Annotated in this window: 14 protein-coding genes and 1 tRNA gene; 10 read left to right on the top strand and 5 right to left on the bottom strand. The window is 70.1% G+C overall.

From position 1 onward, the window contains the following. Positions 1-712: 712 nt before the first annotated feature. The 6 genes from F784_RS0103850 (at position 713) to F784_RS0103820 (ending at position 7,605) form a co-directional block, all read left to right on the top strand. On the top strand, positions 713-1,189 hold the full coding sequence (locus tag F784_RS0103850; protein ID WP_019585384.1) for a hypothetical protein: 477 nt from the start codon (positions 713-715) through the stop codon (positions 1,187-1,189). Then, positions 1,186-4,680 (top strand): Ig-like domain-containing protein, encoded by a 3,495-nt coding sequence (locus F784_RS0103845; protein ID WP_019585383.1) that lies wholly within the window; start codon positions 1,186-1,188, stop codon positions 4,678-4,680. The genes F784_RS0103850 and F784_RS0103845 overlap by 4 nt, the downstream gene beginning before the upstream one ends. Before the next feature lie 236 nt (positions 4,681-4,916). Next, positions 4,917-5,345, top strand: coding sequence for a recombinase family protein (locus F784_RS22270; RefSeq protein WP_019585381.1), 429 nt, complete (start codon positions 4,917-4,919; stop codon positions 5,343-5,345). A gap of 313 nt (positions 5,346-5,658) precedes the next feature. After that, a complete protein-coding gene (locus F784_RS0103835; RefSeq protein WP_157464966.1) occupies positions 5,659-6,339 on the top strand; it encodes a hypothetical protein in 681 nt (226 codons plus the stop codon). Between the two features lie 276 nt (positions 6,340-6,615). After that, positions 6,616-6,987, top strand: a complete 372-nt coding sequence (locus F784_RS0103825) for a hypothetical protein (protein WP_019585378.1) — start codon at positions 6,616-6,618, stop codon at positions 6,985-6,987. Between the two features lie 270 nt (positions 6,988-7,257). Then, on the top strand, positions 7,258-7,605 hold the full coding sequence (locus F784_RS0103820; RefSeq protein WP_019585377.1) for a hypothetical protein: 348 nt from the start codon (positions 7,258-7,260) through the stop codon (positions 7,603-7,605). 47 nt (positions 7,606-7,652) lie between these two features. On the opposite strand, the gene F784_RS0103815 is transcribed toward F784_RS0103820, so the two are convergent. The 3 genes from F784_RS0103815 to F784_RS25950 are packed head-to-tail and all read right to left on the bottom strand — an operon-like array spanning position 7,653 to position 8,760. Beyond that, the gene (locus F784_RS0103815; RefSeq protein ID WP_019585376.1) at positions 7,653-7,841 is read right to left on the bottom strand and encodes a hypothetical protein; all 189 of its coding nucleotides are present in this window, start codon (positions 7,839-7,841) and stop codon (positions 7,653-7,655) included. 2 nt (positions 7,842-7,843) lie between these two features. After that, the gene (locus F784_RS27755) at positions 7,844-8,422 is read right to left on the bottom strand and encodes a ComEC/Rec2 family competence protein (RefSeq protein ID WP_425387098.1); all 579 of its coding nucleotides are present in this window, start codon (positions 8,420-8,422) and stop codon (positions 7,844-7,846) included. After that, positions 8,344-8,760, bottom strand: coding sequence for a ComEC/Rec2 family competence protein (locus tag F784_RS25950; RefSeq protein WP_051086917.1), 417 nt, complete (start codon positions 8,758-8,760; stop codon positions 8,344-8,346). The genes F784_RS27755 and F784_RS25950 overlap by 79 nt, the downstream gene beginning before the upstream one ends. 328 nt (positions 8,761-9,088) lie before the next feature. On the opposite strand from F784_RS25950, the gene F784_RS0103805 reads away from it, so the two are divergent. Together F784_RS0103805 and F784_RS0103800 are read left to right on the top strand one after the other, a co-directional pair. Further along, entirely contained in the window at positions 9,089-10,822 is a 1,734-nt protein-coding gene (locus F784_RS0103805) for a hypothetical protein (protein WP_019585375.1), read from the top strand. Between the two features lie 79 nt (positions 10,823-10,901). Next, positions 10,902-11,150: a hypothetical protein gene (locus F784_RS0103800; protein WP_157464965.1), complete on the top strand. Its 249-nt coding sequence runs from the start codon at positions 10,902-10,904 to the stop codon at positions 11,148-11,150. Between the two features lie 48 nt (positions 11,151-11,198). On the opposite strand, the gene F784_RS25945 is transcribed toward F784_RS0103800, so the two are convergent. After that, entirely contained in the window at positions 11,199-11,357 is a 159-nt protein-coding gene (locus tag F784_RS25945) for a hypothetical protein (protein ID WP_019585373.1), read from the bottom strand. Positions 11,358-11,925: 568 nt separating this feature from the next. Between F784_RS25945 and F784_RS22260 the strand changes: the two genes are divergently transcribed. Beyond that, positions 11,926-12,714 (top strand): site-specific integrase, encoded by a 789-nt coding sequence (locus F784_RS22260; protein WP_083939135.1) that lies wholly within the window; start codon positions 11,926-11,928, stop codon positions 12,712-12,714. A 302-nt stretch (positions 12,715-13,016) separates the two neighbouring features. Here the strand turns inward: F784_RS22260 and F784_RS0103785 are convergent. Continuing rightward, positions 13,017-13,092, bottom strand: a tRNA-Ala gene (locus F784_RS0103785). 134 nt (positions 13,093-13,226) lie between these two features. Between F784_RS0103785 and guaB the strand changes: the two genes are divergently transcribed. Then, positions 13,227-14,735, top strand: coding sequence for an IMP dehydrogenase (gene guaB / locus F784_RS0103780; RefSeq protein ID WP_019585371.1), 1,509 nt, complete (start codon positions 13,227-13,229; stop codon positions 14,733-14,735). The last annotated feature ends 67 nt before the right edge of the window (positions 14,736-14,802 follow it).

The following is a 14,802-nucleotide window of genomic DNA, read 5'->3' as shown; positions in this document are numbered from 1 at the left end:
GAGCAGAGGGCTAGGAATGCCAGTCCCGGCCTGCTGCTCCTGCTTCACGTGTCTCATCTCTGATGTCCACTTCGGGTACACCCCAGCCGGACGCCCGCGCCCGGCCCATTTCATGTCCATCTGGGGTCGTTCTCGCCTTTCCTGGACACCTGTCCGGCCAGGTCCAGGTCTTACCCTGACACCCTGGCGGGCAAGACGGGCGGCGCGGGGGCAGCGGGTGGGGTACGTGCGGGTGAGCAGCGCCGGGCAGAACCCCGCACGGCAGCTCGAGGGTGTGCCGGTGGACCGGGTGTTCGAGGACCACGCCAGCGGAAAGGGCGCGCAGTCCCGGCATCATCCTGTGCGGAAAGTCTTTCCGCTTTAGTGAGGCGGAGTGGAGCTGCGTGAGGCCTGCGGGTGCTGGAGGAGACCAGAACGGTCATCGGCGACCCAGCGCCCTGAGAAGCGCCATCAGGCGAAGAAAGAGCAAGGGTGCCCGCGGGACTCGCCTATGCCAGAGAAAGTGACCTGGAAGGGGGAGGGGCCGCTCGCAGGGCAAGGCGAGGAGTCGCAGTGGGAAAAAGACCGTTCTCACGGGCCATCTGCTCATGACGCAGAGCTAACGACCATCGGTGAAAGAAAACAGTCAAGGGGGGAATCCTACGCTGCCCTTGAGCAAACCTTTGGCAAAGGCGCGCCGTCACTTTCCTGCCACTGGGCACAAGAGAAATCCATGCGCTATTCCCTTCCCCTCGCTCTGCTTACTGCTCTCACCGCCAGCGCTCACGCTGCCCCCGTGACCCTGGGCGTGCAGGCCCACCCGGCCGCGGCCGGTGTGCGGCCCGTCCCCCTCACTGTCACGGTGCCGTTCGAGGAACTCACCCCAGCGCTGAACCTCAGCGCCCGCTTCGACGTCACGTTGCCTGTGGGCGGTGGTGGTCTGGTGCCGGTGCCGTCCACCACCCTGCTGCTGAGCCCCAGCCAACCCCTGAACCTGGCTGGGGTGGGGCTGACCCCCTACGCCGGGGCGGGCCTCGGCGGCCTCGCCTACCAGAACGGCGGCCTGGACCTCACCTGGCTCGCCCGCGCGGGCGTGACCCTCAACCTGCCCGGCCAGCCGATCGGCGTCACCTTTGAGGGCCAGGCCACTCGCGCTGGCCTCGGCTGGAGCACCGGTCTCACCTTCACCCTTCCGGAGGCCACCCGATGAAGCGCGCGCCCCTCCTGCTCACCCTCACCGCGGGCCTGCTGCTCTCCGCCTGCGGCCAGGTCGCTCCCGGCAGCGGTGCCCTCGGCCCCGGCGGCGCCACCCCGCCCACTGCCGCCGTCACCCACATCGACGTCAGCGCGCCCGCGGGCGGCACCCCTACCGTCACCCTCACCGCTGAGGACGGGAAGACCTACACCGTCCCCAGCACAGGCGCGGACCTCACCCTGCCCCCCGGCACCTACACCGTCACCGCCCCGCCGTACGAGAGCGGCCCCTACACCTACGCCGCGCCGGACAGCACCCTCACCGTGAAAGCGGGCGAAACCCCGAAGCTGAACGTCACGTACGTGCCCATCACCGGCGCGCTCACCATCACGGTGACGAATGACGACCTCGCCTCGCCCGAGGGGGCTCTCCAGGCGCAGGCGCTCACTGCGACCGTCGTCACCGGCCCCGGCGGGTACACGAAAACGATTACCGAGAGCGGCACCTACACCCTCACGAACCTCCAGCCGGGCGAGTACACCGTCACCGGGCCCAGCGGGCAGACCAGCACCTTCACCGTCGTCGCCGGGCAGACCGCGCTGGGCGGCACCGTCACCCTCAGCGGCGTCGCGCAACTGGCCTTCGCGGGGCTCCCCGACGGAGTGCGCCCTACCCTGCGCCTCGTCAACGCCCGCGGTGGCGGCTACCGCATTCCCAGTGATCTCATCGTGCGTGACCTGGTGCCCGGCACGTACACCCTCAAGGCGGCAGATGTCTCGGCCGGGGGGTTCACGTACCACGCCGCGGACGTCCCCTTCACGGTGGAAGTGGGCATCACCAGCACGCCCAAACTCACCTTCGCCGCGATCGACGCGCGCGCCACCGTCAGTGTCCTCAGCGAACCCGGCGTGACGCCCGACGTGACCCTCAGCGGCCCCGGCGGCTTCACCCGCGCCTTCACCGCCACCGGCGACGTCACCCTCGACCACCTCGCGCCCGGCGAGTACACCCTCACCGCGAACACCGTCACGGTGGACGGCTTCGACTACGCACCGAGCACCACGCCCGTCACCCTCACGGTCGCCGCCGGACAGACGGTTCCCTTTACCGCCGCCTACGGGGTGCGCACCGCGCAGCTCGACGTGGGAACGACCGGCCTGCCCAGCGGGAGCAGCGCGGCCCTCACCCTGCGTGACGCCGCGGGCGCGACCCTCCCCGTGCCCGAAGGCGGGCACCTGAGCGGCCTGAAGCCCGGCGAGTACACCCTGCTCGGCGCGGATGTGGACGCGGGCGGCTTCACCTACCAGGCGCTGAACGTGCCCGTCACCCTCACCGCCGGGCAGACCGCTCACGCGACCAGAGCCTACGCCGCCGTGGACGGGCAACTGAACGCCACCGTCACCACCCCCCAGGGCGTGACGCCAGCCGTGACGCTCAGCGCCCCGGATGGCTCAGGCCTGCCCTTCACGAGTGGCGTCCCCCTGCCACACCTGAAGCCCGGCAACTACACCCTTGCCGCCGCGCCCGTCACCGCCGGGGACTACGACTACGCGGCCACAGTGCCCGCCCCGCTGAGGGTCACTGCCGGTCAGGTGGCCCGCGCGGACGTCAGCTATCAGGCGACCACCGGCGCGCTCGACCTCGATCTGCAGGGGCTGCCGCAGGGGGCCACGCTGAACCTGGAGGCTCCGGACGGCACCCTCATCCCGGTGAGCAGCGGCACGCACCTCGGGCACCTGAAGCCCGGGCGCTACACCCTGGCGGGCACCCTGACCCAGGGCGGCTTTGCCTACACGGCGAGCACGCCGCTGAGCAGCACGGTGGGTGCCGGGCAGGCGGTCACCCTGAGCGTCACCTACACCGCACAGGACGTCGCGGCGCCCACCGGCGTGACGCTCACCCAGCTGGACTCGGCGCTGGTCGCGCCGGGGCGCATGACCTTCACCGCGAACGCCCGCGACAACGGCGTCGTGCGCTCCTTCCAGCTGCTGCGCGGCGAGGACGTGGTCGACACCCGCGCGGGCACCTTCGACTCGGACGGCAGTTTCGGCGCGACGTTCACCCTCACGGACCTGCCCGCCGGGGCGTACACCTACCGCGTGCGGGCGGTGGACGCCGCGGGGAACACCGCGACCAGCGCCGAGTCCACCTTCACCGTCGCCGTGCCCAACCATGCGCCGGTTGTCACGAATCACCCCGGGGACCCCGCGCCCGAGGCGGGCTCGGCCGCCCTGACCTACGACGCGGCCGACTTCCTTCAGGACCCCGACGGGGACGCCCTGACCTTCACGGTGACCAGCAGCGACCCCAGCGTCGCGAGCGTGACGATGGTCCCCTCGGCGGGCGCGGGCGTCTTCGAGCTGCGTCCCCTGAAGGCGGGCACGGCGACCATCACCGCCACGGCCAATGACGGCCAGGCGACGAGCGAGCCCATGACCTTCCCGGTCACCGTCGCTACCGCCAATCACGCGCCGGTGGTGGCGAACACTCCGGCGGACCTGACCCTCACCACCGGGCAGTCCAGGGACGTCGACCTCGCGGCGATCTTCACGGACGCCGACGGGGACGCCCTCACCCTCACCGCCGTGAGCAGCGACCCCGGCGCCGTCTCCATCCGCCAGAACGGTTCCGTGCTCACCGTCGACGCGCCCCTTGCCGGAAGCGCCACCGTGACGCTCACCGCCGCCGACGGGCAGGGCGGCACCGCCACGGCGAAGTTCAAGGTGACGGTCAGCGCGCCCAACACCCCGCCCACCATCGCCCCCCTGACGGACGTGAAGTTCGAGCTCGGGCGCGGCGGGGCGGTCGTTCTCGCCTCCGCATTCGCCGACGCGGACGGTGACGCGCTGACGATCACGGCGACGAGCGACAACCCGGGCGCGGTGAGCACCAGCGTGTCCGGCGGCGTCGTGAGCGCCCAGGCGGTGGGCCGCGGCGCGGCGACCGTCACCGTCAAGGCCGACGATGGCCGCGGCGGCGTGGTGAGCCGCACCCTGCGCGTGGCCTCAGACCTGCGCCAGGCGTTTATCAGCGACTACGTCGACGGCTCGGACGGCCGCGCGGCGATTCAGGTGTACTACCCGGATGACGGGATGAGCGGCATGCAGACCGGGTACGAGCTGTTTTTCCACCAGTACGTCAAGGCCACCGGCCAGGTGCGGGTGTTCAGCCTGCCGTTCCTGCCCTTCTACCCGGGCCAGCCGTACATCATCCTGAACTCGAACTTCTACGACTTCTTCGACATCACCAACGCGTATTACTACAACGAGGAGGCGTACTTCAGCCTCGACGGGTACGTGCTGAACGCGCTGGTGCTCAAGAAGGACGGCGTGGTCGTCGACGTGCTGGGGGACCCGAACGCGACGGTGGCCAAGCCGATCCTGCCAGCGGGCGGCACCCTGGTGCGCAAGAGCGGCACGCCCTTCGGGTCGCCGAGCTTCAGCGTCACCGAGTGGAACAGCTATCCCAAGGACACCTTCATGTTCCTGGGCCGCCACCAACCCTGAGGCCCCTCCCCCCACAGCACCGGCCCCCTCATGGTGGGGCCGGTATTGGCTTTCTCCGAGCCCTATCCGGCCAGATCCAGGCCTTACCCTGCCACCCTGGCGGGCAAGACGGGCGGCGAAGGGGCAGCGGGTGGGGTACGTGCGGGTGAGCAGCGCCGGGCAGAACACCGCGCGGCAGCTCGAAGGTGTGCCGGTGGACCGGGTGTTCGAGGACCACGCCAGCGGAAAAGGCGCGGTTGGCGCTCGGTGAACTGCGCCGCTACGTGCGTGAGGGCGACGTGGTGGTCGTGCACGCCATGGACCGCCTGGCCCGCGACCTTGACGACCTGCGTGCCCTGGTCGACGAGTTCACCGGCCGCGGCGTGCAGGTCGAGTTCGTCCGGGAGGGGTTGCTCTTTTCTGGCGACGCTACGCCCATGGCGCGGCGGCTGCTGAGTGTCATGGGCGCGGTGGTGGAGTTCGAGCGGACGCTGATCCGCGAGCGGCAGCGCGAGGGCATCGAGGTGGCCCGGGCGCGCGGCGCGTACCGGGGCCGCAGGCGGGCGGTGTCGCCCGCCCAGGTGGAGCAGGTGCGCGCGCGGGTGGCGGCAGGGGAGAGCAAAGCGGCGCTCGCCCGCGAGCTCGGCGTCGCGCGGGAAACGCTCTACCAGGCGCTGCGCGGCTGAGCTCAGGGCTTTCCGCAGGTCGGCGCTGGCGGGGCAGAGTTGCGCTGCTCGATTTGGACAAGCTGTTTCGCGCCGCGAGGTCCCCTTCTGCCTCACTGCGTGCTGCACAGCATTGCTGCCCCGCGTGGGTTGAGAGCGGCGCGATGCCCTCGCGGGCGGAGCAAAACGTCTTGTCCCCGGCAGGAGAATGAAGAAAGCTCACTAGGACGCGGTTTTCTTAGAGGAGGCCTGTCGTCCTGCCTCCCGCTTGACATTTGCCGCGGCATGTGGATCAGGCCAAAGGCGAAAAAGAGTGCCGTGCCAGGCTCCAGGCATGAAGTTCTCCATGCCCGCCCACAACCCCCGCCTCGCGCACCTGACGCACGCCCTGGCCGCCGCGCACCGGGCGACCAACACCACCGCTCGGCGCCGGGCCTTCGCACTGGCCAGCCGCCACGCGCGCGGTCAGGACGTTTACCTCGCCCCCGGTGAGGAGCGTTGCCCCTACACCGGCCAGCCTCGCACCCCCACCGCTGAGGGTGAAACCATCCGCGCGCTGATTGACGCCCTGCGCGCCAGCGGCACCCGGATCACCATTCCGCTGCTCGAGGAGTGTCACCAGGCGCGGGTGGACCTCCGGGTGCGGCGCGCGGCTGGCCGGCCCAGCTGGGTCCCTCCCCTGGACATGCGGCTGCACGATCACCTGGTGCGGCGAACGCGGGAGGCCGTCGAGGAACGCGGCCTGCCCACGCCGACCGAGTGGGAGTGGCCCCTGGCGCAGGTGGTGGACTACGACCCTGCTCGCCGCCTGTGGCTGGTGCGCGCGGAGTACCGCTACGAGGACAGCCAGCGCGCTGGCCCCGGGTGGCACGGCAAGGCGTACGTCTCGGGCGTGAAGGACGACCGGGTGTGGGTCGAGCGGGTGGACCGGCCCACCAACAGCGTGGAGGTGGCGCTGGCGGCCCTCACGCCCGCGGCGGAGCACCGCGCCCGCGAGGAGGGCCGCCGGGTGTAGTGCCCAGGTGACGTGGAACTGGTTGAGCGGCGGCGGGGAGGCGACAACCTCGGCCTCCTGCCCCCTCGCACCGGTTCGACCCGGAACGCCGAGTGCTGCGGCACCGCCCGCACGGCGAACCCCACGTGCCGTTCCTGGCGCGGGTCTACCTCACCCTCAGCGTGGTGGGCCTCACCTGCGACTGACCGCTGAGTCTTCCGCCCTCTTTCACCCGCGCTGGCGGGCATTCCCCGCCGCGCTCAGGAGACACCATGACGAACATCGTGACCGGAACCGATGGCGGCGGCCGCCGCTACTACCTGGACGGCAAGCCCCTCTGCTGCGGCGCCCGGGTCGAACTTCCTGCTGGAGGACGGCTGGCTGCCCGCGGCCTTTGGCATGGGCCTGCATCAGGAGGCGAAGTTGCACGTCGCCCTGGGCGGCAGCTGGCGCAGCGCCGACCTGATCCTGTGCGAGGGCGCCTACCTGCGCTGGCCGCAGGAGAGCCAGGACGAACGGAGTCAGGTGGATGACCTGCGGGCCGCGCTCGCCAGCCTGCTCGAACTCGTGAATGCCGATCCCTTCCGCTTCAGCGAGGCGGAACGGAGCCGCGTGCTGCGTGAGGCCCGGTGGGTGCTGGAGGACACCGCGCCGATCACCGGCGGCTGAGCCTCTTGGAGAGTGGTCACTTTTCAAGAAGGTAGCCATGCCGGCTGGGTAGAAGTGGGGATCGGGTGGCGACCAGATCCCCACTTTTGCAGATGTCCCGGCGGGGAAAGCGGGCCAACCGCGGGTGGGGCGCTGAAGGCCCAGGGCTCACCTGCCAGGCCACCAGGCGGCGCAGACTGAACCGGCGTCCGGGCGCAGAGGTGCCGTGCGCGCCGGCACCTTCCGCCCCGCGGGGTGCCGGGTTCCCCCGCGCGGCGTTCGGAGGACGGCATGCCCCCACGCGCCCGTCAGGCCCTGCTCCTCGCCGCCCTGCTCGCCATTCCCGCCAGCCTCACCACCCCGGCGGCGCGCGCGCAACCGAGCTTCTCCAACTCGCCGAATTGCCAGACCCTCCTCACGCAGATTGGCAGCGTCCGCAACTTCGCCCTGCAAAGCCGCTCCAGGATCATCGACAGTCTGAGCGTCCTGGACCAACGCCCGCTCAACAACGATCGGCAGGCCCAGGCGCAGGCGAAGTCCACCCTCCTGGCCGCCCTGTACACCGGCGACGCCGCCCACTTCGACGCCCTCGTTCGGCTGTATCTGGGGGTGTGCGTCATCCCGGCCGCGCCGCGGTAAAGCCTGTGCGGCAGGGCCGGAGGCCGACTCCAGGGGCGCCCATCTGGTCAGTGGAGCGGGCGCAGCGGTTCCAGCGTCAGCGGCCGCAGCACCCCCAGCCGCTGGCGCTGCCGCTTAAAGGTCCGGCCATCCAGGGGACCCAGGACCTGCTCCTGGCGCACCCTGACGATAAAATAACCCTCCCGCGCCCGCGCCAGAATGAAGTTCTGGTCGTGGGCAAGGTGGGTCACGTTCATGACTAGGAGCCGCCATCCTCCCCGGCTCCGGGTGCCCACGGCATAGGCGTTGAGATCCTCGTCGTCCGTGACCAGCGCGTACCGGCCCGCCAGTGGCTCGTCCCAGGACCCACCGACGTGCAGCCCACGAGCAGCAACGTCAAGGCCAGGAACGGCTTCAGCGCTCGCAGGCGACGCCGTCCCCGTCCCGGTCGAGCTTCGGCGCGTAGCCCGGCTCGCCGCGGCCGATATTGGTGTACCCCGCCGCGCGCCTGGGTGCAGGTGGCGAAGGACACGTCCGCGCGCGGCGCGGGAGTCGGAGCCGGGGCGGGCGCCACCGGCCGGGTCGACCGCCCCGTGCCCAGGCCCTTCTCCGCCGTGATGGTGTAGCGGCCGTCAGACTTCACAGTGACGGTGACCGTGCCGTTCAGGTCGGTGCGGAACACGTTCGCGTTCGCCTTCGCGTACAGCGCCAGCGCCTCGCTCGTCGGGTGCCCGTAGTTGTTGGGGCCCACCCCAACGATCACATTCTTCGGCCGCACCGCCGCGAGCCAGGCGGCGTGGTCGCCGTTGCGCGCCCCGTGGTGAATGCTCTTGTACACGTCGATCGGCCCCAGCGTGGTCGCGGGGTACTTTTCAGCCAGCCCTGCGTCTCCGCGGTCTCGCTGTCCCCGGTCAGGGGCGAGCGAAACCCCCCGTATTCGATGAGCAGGCCCACCGAGTTGAGGTTCTGGTCGGTCTTCGGCATGCTGGGCGGCGGGGGAATCACCCGCAGCCGCACGCTCCCCAGGTTGATCGTCCGCTCCGAGGCCACGAGGCCCTGGGTGCCCGCGGCTTTCAGGGCCGTGATCAGCTTCGAGAAGGTCGCCGTGATGCCCGCGATGCCGTTGTTCAGGTAAAACCGCGGCTTCAGCGGCGCGGCGGCGAGCAGGCCGGTCATGTGGTCGGCGTCAGCATGGGTGGCGTAAACTTTTCACATCGAGATACGATGTTCGAAAGAACTTCGATCTACACGTGATTTCCTTAGTTCACCTGCGCTTGCGCTCCTGCCCTCAAAGTCCTTGAACGCAGGAGCGCGAGCACTTCAGGTGCAAAGAGTCGGTTCGCTGTGCAACCGCCGCACCGATCCCGCACGCGAGCAGGACCCCGGCGCCAAGACCACCGCGTCCCGGCCCGTTTCTGAGCTCGCCCTGAAGCTAAAGGCCAGCTGAGTATGCTGGCCGCCTGCGGGTGGGGAGCGTCAGGTCCAAGCGGCCATACTGCCGGGCGTGACGTTCGCCCGCAGACTGAGACTGCCCCTGTCGCTCGCCTTGATCAGCCTGCTGACCGCCCTCCCCGCCGCCGCCAGCCCGCTGGTGATCTCCCCCAGCGGGCAAAGTCCCCTGCAACGCCCCGCCGTGCGCGCCGGGGACTCCTGGATGCTGCCGCTGCGCGAGGTCGCCGCGCGTCTCGGGGTGGCGGTGTACAGCGGCGACAACCAGCTGGTGGCCGGGAGGCTCGCGGTGTTCCTGGAGGCGCGCAGCTTGCTGGTCGACGGGGTGCCGTATGCCGGTGGGGTGAGCTTCGACGCCAACGGTGAGCCGCTGATCGAGGCCCGGTTGCTGGCCTACGCCCTGGGGGCGCAGGCCAGCACGGGACCCAGCGGCGAGCTGATCCTCACCCCAGGCCAGGCCCCGGCACCGACCAGCCCAATTCCCGCCAGTCCACTGCCCGCCAGCCCACTGCCCACCACTGCGGCACCGGCGGCCGAGAGCACCAGCGCGAATGCCCCGCAAGCTCGATTCCTGACCAACAAGAGCACCTACGCGCCGGGGGAGGCCGTGCAGTACACCGACTACTCCTTCGACCCCGAGGGGCTGAACCTCACCCGGCAGTGGTCCGGCGCGCAGCCGGTGTTCTTCCAGCCAGGCGAGTACCCGGTGACCTTGACGGTCACCAACAGCCAAGGCGCGCGCAGCACGCCGCTGACCCGGGTCATCCGGGTCCAGGGGCCGACGGTGGACACGCCGCTGAGCTACGCGCTGCGCTCCACGCCGGTGGGTCAGACGTTTAACGACCCCGGCGTGATGGGCTACCCCGCGCTCACTCCCACCCGGGTCCCGGTGGAGCCCGCCACGCTGGTGTTCAGCGACTCCCCGGAGTCGCCCATCCAGCCGGGCGTGCTGTACCGCGACCAGGTGTCCGGCCGCGTGCGGGTGATGGCCTACCACCTCAACCGCACGCCCCGGCCCGCGCGGCTGTACGTGCTTGCCCGCGCACGTACAGCCGCGGTGGGCAGCGTCACGGTGCGTCGGGACGGCAGCGCCGCGCCGACGCGGCTCGAGAGCGTGCTGGGGCAGGTGTCGGTGCTGGAGTTCCTGGCCAGCAGCACGAGCACGCGCCACAACCTGGGGGCGGACGAACCGACGGTCCTCTACGCCAGCCCCACCCTGCAGCCGGGCCAGGGCGCCAAGGTGCTGCAGGACCTGGAGTTCAGCGGCTCCGCCGAGCTCACCACCGTGCTGCTCGAGGAGGGTACCCCGGCGAGCGCCGCCACCCTCGCGGGATTGCCCGTCCTGCCCCCCGACCCGAATCACCAGCGGGGCACCTTTCCCGAGGCGGTGCGGAGCCTGCAGGTCACCCTGGGGGCCTTACCCGTACGGCTGATGTTGGGCGACGGGGTGCAGGACCCCCCGCTCTCCGGTGTGGACGCGACGACAGGTGCTCCGCAGCGTCTGCTGGGCAACTACGGCCTGCAGTACGACCTGACGGTGCAGGCCACCTCTCCAGCCATGGCGGCCTTCGTGCCGCGGGGTGGACCTTACCGGGGTGCGGCCGTGACTGAGCAGGCCGGGGATCGGCAGTTCCTAAAGATCCCCTCCTCGGGCATGCTGCTGGACCCCAATACGCCGCTGCTGCTGCAGCGCCTCTCCCCCGGGCGCAGCACGTTCTCCTTCATTCCTGCGGGCGGCTCGGCGCTGCCGGTCGTCATCGTGTTCTACCCACAACCCCCGCCGCGCTGAAGGCTGGTCAAGTCAGACGCAGCGACACCTGGGTGCCTCTCCACATCCCAGGTCCAGCCTCCCGCGTCACACTGCGCACATGTGGCGTGTGATGAAGGATCTCGCTGTCGTGGGGCGCGAACTGTTCTACGGCCTCATCGGCCAGCCCAGCCGCTCTGGCCCCACCCACGAGGAGGCTGAGGGGAATCGGGCCCAGGGCGAGCAGCTTCAGGAGAACCTGCGCCGACCTGCCTCCCCCCGCGAGGCTGCGGGGCGGGTCGCCCGGGAAGTCGGCAAGGCCGCGATCCTGCAGCCGACGGACCGGGCGAGGCGGCGACCGCGCCGGTGACCATCACCACCCACCTTGTCAGGAGCACGGCGGCGGCTTGGGAGGGTGTCACTGCTCTGTGGCAGGAGGGATGCCCAGCCAGTCCCGCCACGTGTCCATCTGCCCCCGCAATTCCACGTTCTCGCGCCAGGCTTCCAGAACCCGGGCGTGCCAGGCCTGACGCACCTCATCGGGCAGAAGCCAGATGGTGCCCTCACCGCTGGGCATGGCCTCCAGGTAGTCGTTGACTCCCTGCAGGAACCCGGCGGTGCTGTCGCTGAGCCGCCTGGGAACCCAGGCAGGGTGGTGCGCTTCCCCTGCCCAGAGGCCTGAAGCGCCACGAGCTGGACCCCATCGTCCCTAGGAGCGCAGGTGTCGACCACCAGCGGGAACTCGCCCTCCCCACCGATGACCAGCCAGTGCGGGGACCAGCCCGGGCCGCCGTAGCCTTCCTGCGCGCCAGCGAGTTCCGCGGCCCCATACAGCGCCTGGTCGTTGCCGGCGGCGAGGAGGGCGAGCCCTTGCGGGGAGAACACACAGTAGACCTCGGCCCACACCCGCGGCAGGGCCAGGTCGCGCTCAGCCCGCAGAAGGTCCTCCGGGGAGGCCGGGCCGCCGGTGGGGGCGAGGCCGTGACCCAGGACGAGCTCACCCAGTCGGCGGGCCACGGCGGGAAGGGCGGACAGGTCCATGGCCCGAGGGGAAGAAGAAACAGGATGGGACGTGGCAGTACTCGTCCGAGACCATCCGCACCGTTCGCGCGACGTTGAGCTCGGCCCTGAGCCACGCGCACAGAATGGGCCGTATCCCCCGGATGCTGGTGGTGGAGTTCGTACCCCGGCGCGACGCACAGGCCGAGCGGGAGAGGGTGAAGCTGGGGCTGCCCAAACCGATGAAGGGGCGGGGGCCTGCCTTCGATTCGAGGAAGGCGTGGACACCGGAGGAGTTGCGCGCCTTTCACGCGGTGGCGCAGCACGACCGCTGGGGCATCATGCTGCTGTTCCTGGTCTACACCGGGATGCGGCGCAGTGAGGCGTGCGGTCTGCACTGGGACGAGGTGGACCTGCACGAGGGCACCGTCGACATCGTCGAGGGGCTGGTGAAGGTGTCAGGGGGCAAGACGACCTTTGAAACCCCTAAATCTGAGGCCAGCGCCCGCGCGTTGCCCTTGTCGCAGGAGGCGTTGGAGTGCCTGCGGGAGCGTCGCCGCCAGCAGGCTCTGGACCGGGCGCGGCGCGGGGACGCCTGGGTCGACAGCGGGCTGGTGTTCACCTACAGCAAGGGCACCAAGGTGCACCCCGACAACCTGAAGCGGGAGATGGCGCGGCTGTGCGAGAAGGCTGGGGTCCGGCGCATCGCGATTCACACCCTGCGCGACACGTTTGCCACGCTGCTTGCTCAGCAGAAAGATGTGTCGCTGGAGGTCATCAGCGGCTACCTGGGGCACGTGGACCCCGCGGTGACGCTCCACCGATACCGGCAGGTGCAGCAGGAGGAGATGCGCAAGATCGCGCTCCGCAAGCTGCGCCAGGGGACCGCGAGCCTGACCGGGACGCCGGAGGATGAGGGCCGGGCAACCGACTGACTTCGGCGGGAAGAAAGGGGGGAGGATCCGCGGATCCTCCCCCCTTTCCTTTGCTGCGCGCTGCGCCCTTCCTGTCGGCCGTTTGCCTGACCTCACTGTCGTCTTCCCCTTGGGGAGAAAGGCGGCGGAATCACAGCCGGTGCTGGCCCTGAGGAAAGCGTCTGCCCGGCCAGCGCGCAGCCGTTCTCCAGCGGCGGAAAGGCACTCGTGGGAGCCCCCTGGCTACTGCACCGCTGCTGCACCGAAGCCGCCCCTAAAAAACACCCAGAAAAAGAGAAAGCCCGCCATAGACGGGCTTTTCCTGGTGGAGTCGAGGGGGATCGAACCCCTGACCTCGTCATTGCGAACGACGCGCTCTCCCAGCTGAGCTACGACCCCACGGCATGTTCAGGCCCTTCCCAGGGCGAGGGAGAATCTAGCACGCGTTTTCGGGGGCGCGCAAGGGGGCGCGCCGACCGGGTCCGGGAGACAGGCCCCAGTATCCGGGGGCGGGCGCGGGTAGACTCCGGTGCATGAGTGCTCCCGTCACGCCTGCCCGCCCGTCCCCGACGGAGCAAGAGGACCGCTTCACCTACAAGTTCGGCCAGGAGGGCATCACCTTCGACGACGTGCTGTTGCTGCCCCGCCACTCCACGGTGCTGCCCCATGAGGTCAGTGTCGAGACGCAGCTCACACGACGGGTGCGGCTGAACATTCCCTTCGTGTCGGCGGCGATGGATACGGTCACGGAGACGGGGATGGCCGTGGCGATGGCGCGGGAGGGCGGCATCGGCGTCATCCACAAGAACATGGCCGTGGACGCGCAGGCCGAGATGGTCCGCAAGGTCAAGCGAAGTGAGAGCGGCATGATCGTGGACCCCATCACCCTGCCGCCGACCGCCACGGTGGGCGACGCGGACCGCCTGATGGCCGAGTACAAGATCAGTGGTGTGCCGGTCACCGACCCCTCGGGCAGGCTGCTGGGAATCATTACCAACCGCGACATGCGCTTTATCGACGACCTCGCCACGCCGGTCGCGGACGTGATGACCCGCGAGGACCTGGTGACCGTCCCGGTGGGCACCACGCTGGGGGAGGCGCAGGCGATCTTCAAGCGCACCCGCATCGAGAAGCTCCTCGTGACCGACGAGGCGGGCTTCCTGAAGGGCCTCATTACCATCAAGGACCTTGCGAAGCGGGTGAAGTATCCCCGCGCTGCGAAGGACGATCTGGGGCGCCTGCGGGTCGCCGCCGCCATCGGCGTGGGAGCCGACCTGATGGACCGGGCCGGGGCGCTCGTCGCGGCGGGGGCGGACGTGCTCGTGCTCGACAGCGCGCACGGCCACAGCCAGGGCATCCTGAACGCGCTGACGCGGGTAAAGGAGAATTTCGATGTGGACGTGATTGCGGGGAACGTCGCCACGAGGGGTGGAGCGCGGGACCTGATCGCGGCGGGGGCGGACGCGGTAAAGGTTGGCATAGGCCCCGGGAGCATCTGCACCACCCGCGTCGTCACCGGCGTGGGCGTCCCGCAGATCACGGCCATCTTCGAGGCCTCGGAGGTCGCGCTGGAGGCCGGAGTCCCCGTCATTGCCGACGGCGGCATCAAGCAGACGGGGGACGTGCCCAAGGCCATCGCGGCCGGGGCGAGCGCGGTCATGATGGGCTCCATGCTCGCGGGCACCGACGAGGCCCCTGGCGAGGTCGTGCTGCGTGATGGGCGCCGCTACAAGAGCTACCGGGGCATGGGCAGCCTGGGCGCAATGGACCAAGGCTCCAGCGACCGCTACTTTCAAACCGGCAGCCGCAAGTTCGTCCCTGAGGGCATCGAGGGCATCATCGCCTACCGGGGGACGGCGGGCGAGGTGTTGTACCAGTTCGCTGGCGGCCTGCGGAGCGCCATGGGCTACTGCGGCGCCCCCGACCTGGCGACCCTGCGTGACACCGCCCAGTTCGTCCGCATCACGGGCGCGAGCCTGATCGAGAGTCACCCGCACGGGGTCACGATCACGAAGGAGGCGCCGAACTACGGGGGGAAGTAGGCGTCCTGCGGCTATGAGATACCCATTTCATACGTCAAGGGCTGACGCCAATCCCTTCTAGACTCCG

Origin of the sequence: Deinococcus apachensis DSM 19763, from assembly GCF_000381345.1 — a bacterium.
Taxonomy (GTDB): domain Bacteria; phylum Deinococcota; class Deinococci; order Deinococcales; family Deinococcaceae; genus Deinococcus; species Deinococcus apachensis.
Note: the sequence above shows the minus strand (reverse complement) of the source record. Positions and strands in the feature narration are given on the sequence as shown.

Excerpts from the sequence above, each read along its gene's own strand:
- F784_RS0103845 (WP_019585383.1), top strand. The coding sequence starts at position 1,186 with ATGAAGCGCGCGCCCCTCCTGCTCACCCTCACCGCGGGCCTGCTGCTC.
- F784_RS25950 (WP_051086917.1), bottom strand. The coding sequence starts at position 8,760 with ATGACCGGCCTGCTCGCCGCCGCGCCGCTGAAGCCGCGGTTTTACCTG.
- F784_RS0103820 (WP_019585377.1), top strand. The coding sequence starts at position 7,258 with ATGCCCCCACGCGCCCGTCAGGCCCTGCTCCTCGCCGCCCTGCTCGCC.
- F784_RS22260 (WP_083939135.1), top strand. The coding sequence starts at position 11,926 with ATGGGCCGTATCCCCCGGATGCTGGTGGTGGAGTTCGTACCCCGGCGC.
- guaB (WP_019585371.1), top strand. The coding sequence starts at position 13,227 with ATGAGTGCTCCCGTCACGCCTGCCCGCCCGTCCCCGACGGAGCAAGAG.
- F784_RS0103825 (WP_019585378.1), top strand. The coding sequence starts at position 6,616 with ATGGCGGCGGCCGCCGCTACTACCTGGACGGCAAGCCCCTCTGCTGCG.
- F784_RS0103850 (WP_019585384.1), top strand. The coding sequence starts at position 713 with ATGCGCTATTCCCTTCCCCTCGCTCTGCTTACTGCTCTCACCGCCAGC.
- F784_RS0103800 (WP_157464965.1), top strand. The coding sequence starts at position 10,902 with ATGTGGCGTGTGATGAAGGATCTCGCTGTCGTGGGGCGCGAACTGTTC.
- F784_RS0103835 (WP_157464966.1), top strand. The coding sequence starts at position 5,659 with ATGAAGTTCTCCATGCCCGCCCACAACCCCCGCCTCGCGCACCTGACG.
- F784_RS25945 (WP_019585373.1), bottom strand. The coding sequence starts at position 11,357 with ATGCCCAGCGGTGAGGGCACCATCTGGCTTCTGCCCGATGAGGTGCGT.
- F784_RS0103815 (WP_019585376.1), bottom strand. The coding sequence starts at position 7,841 with ATGAACGTGACCCACCTTGCCCACGACCAGAACTTCATTCTGGCGCGG.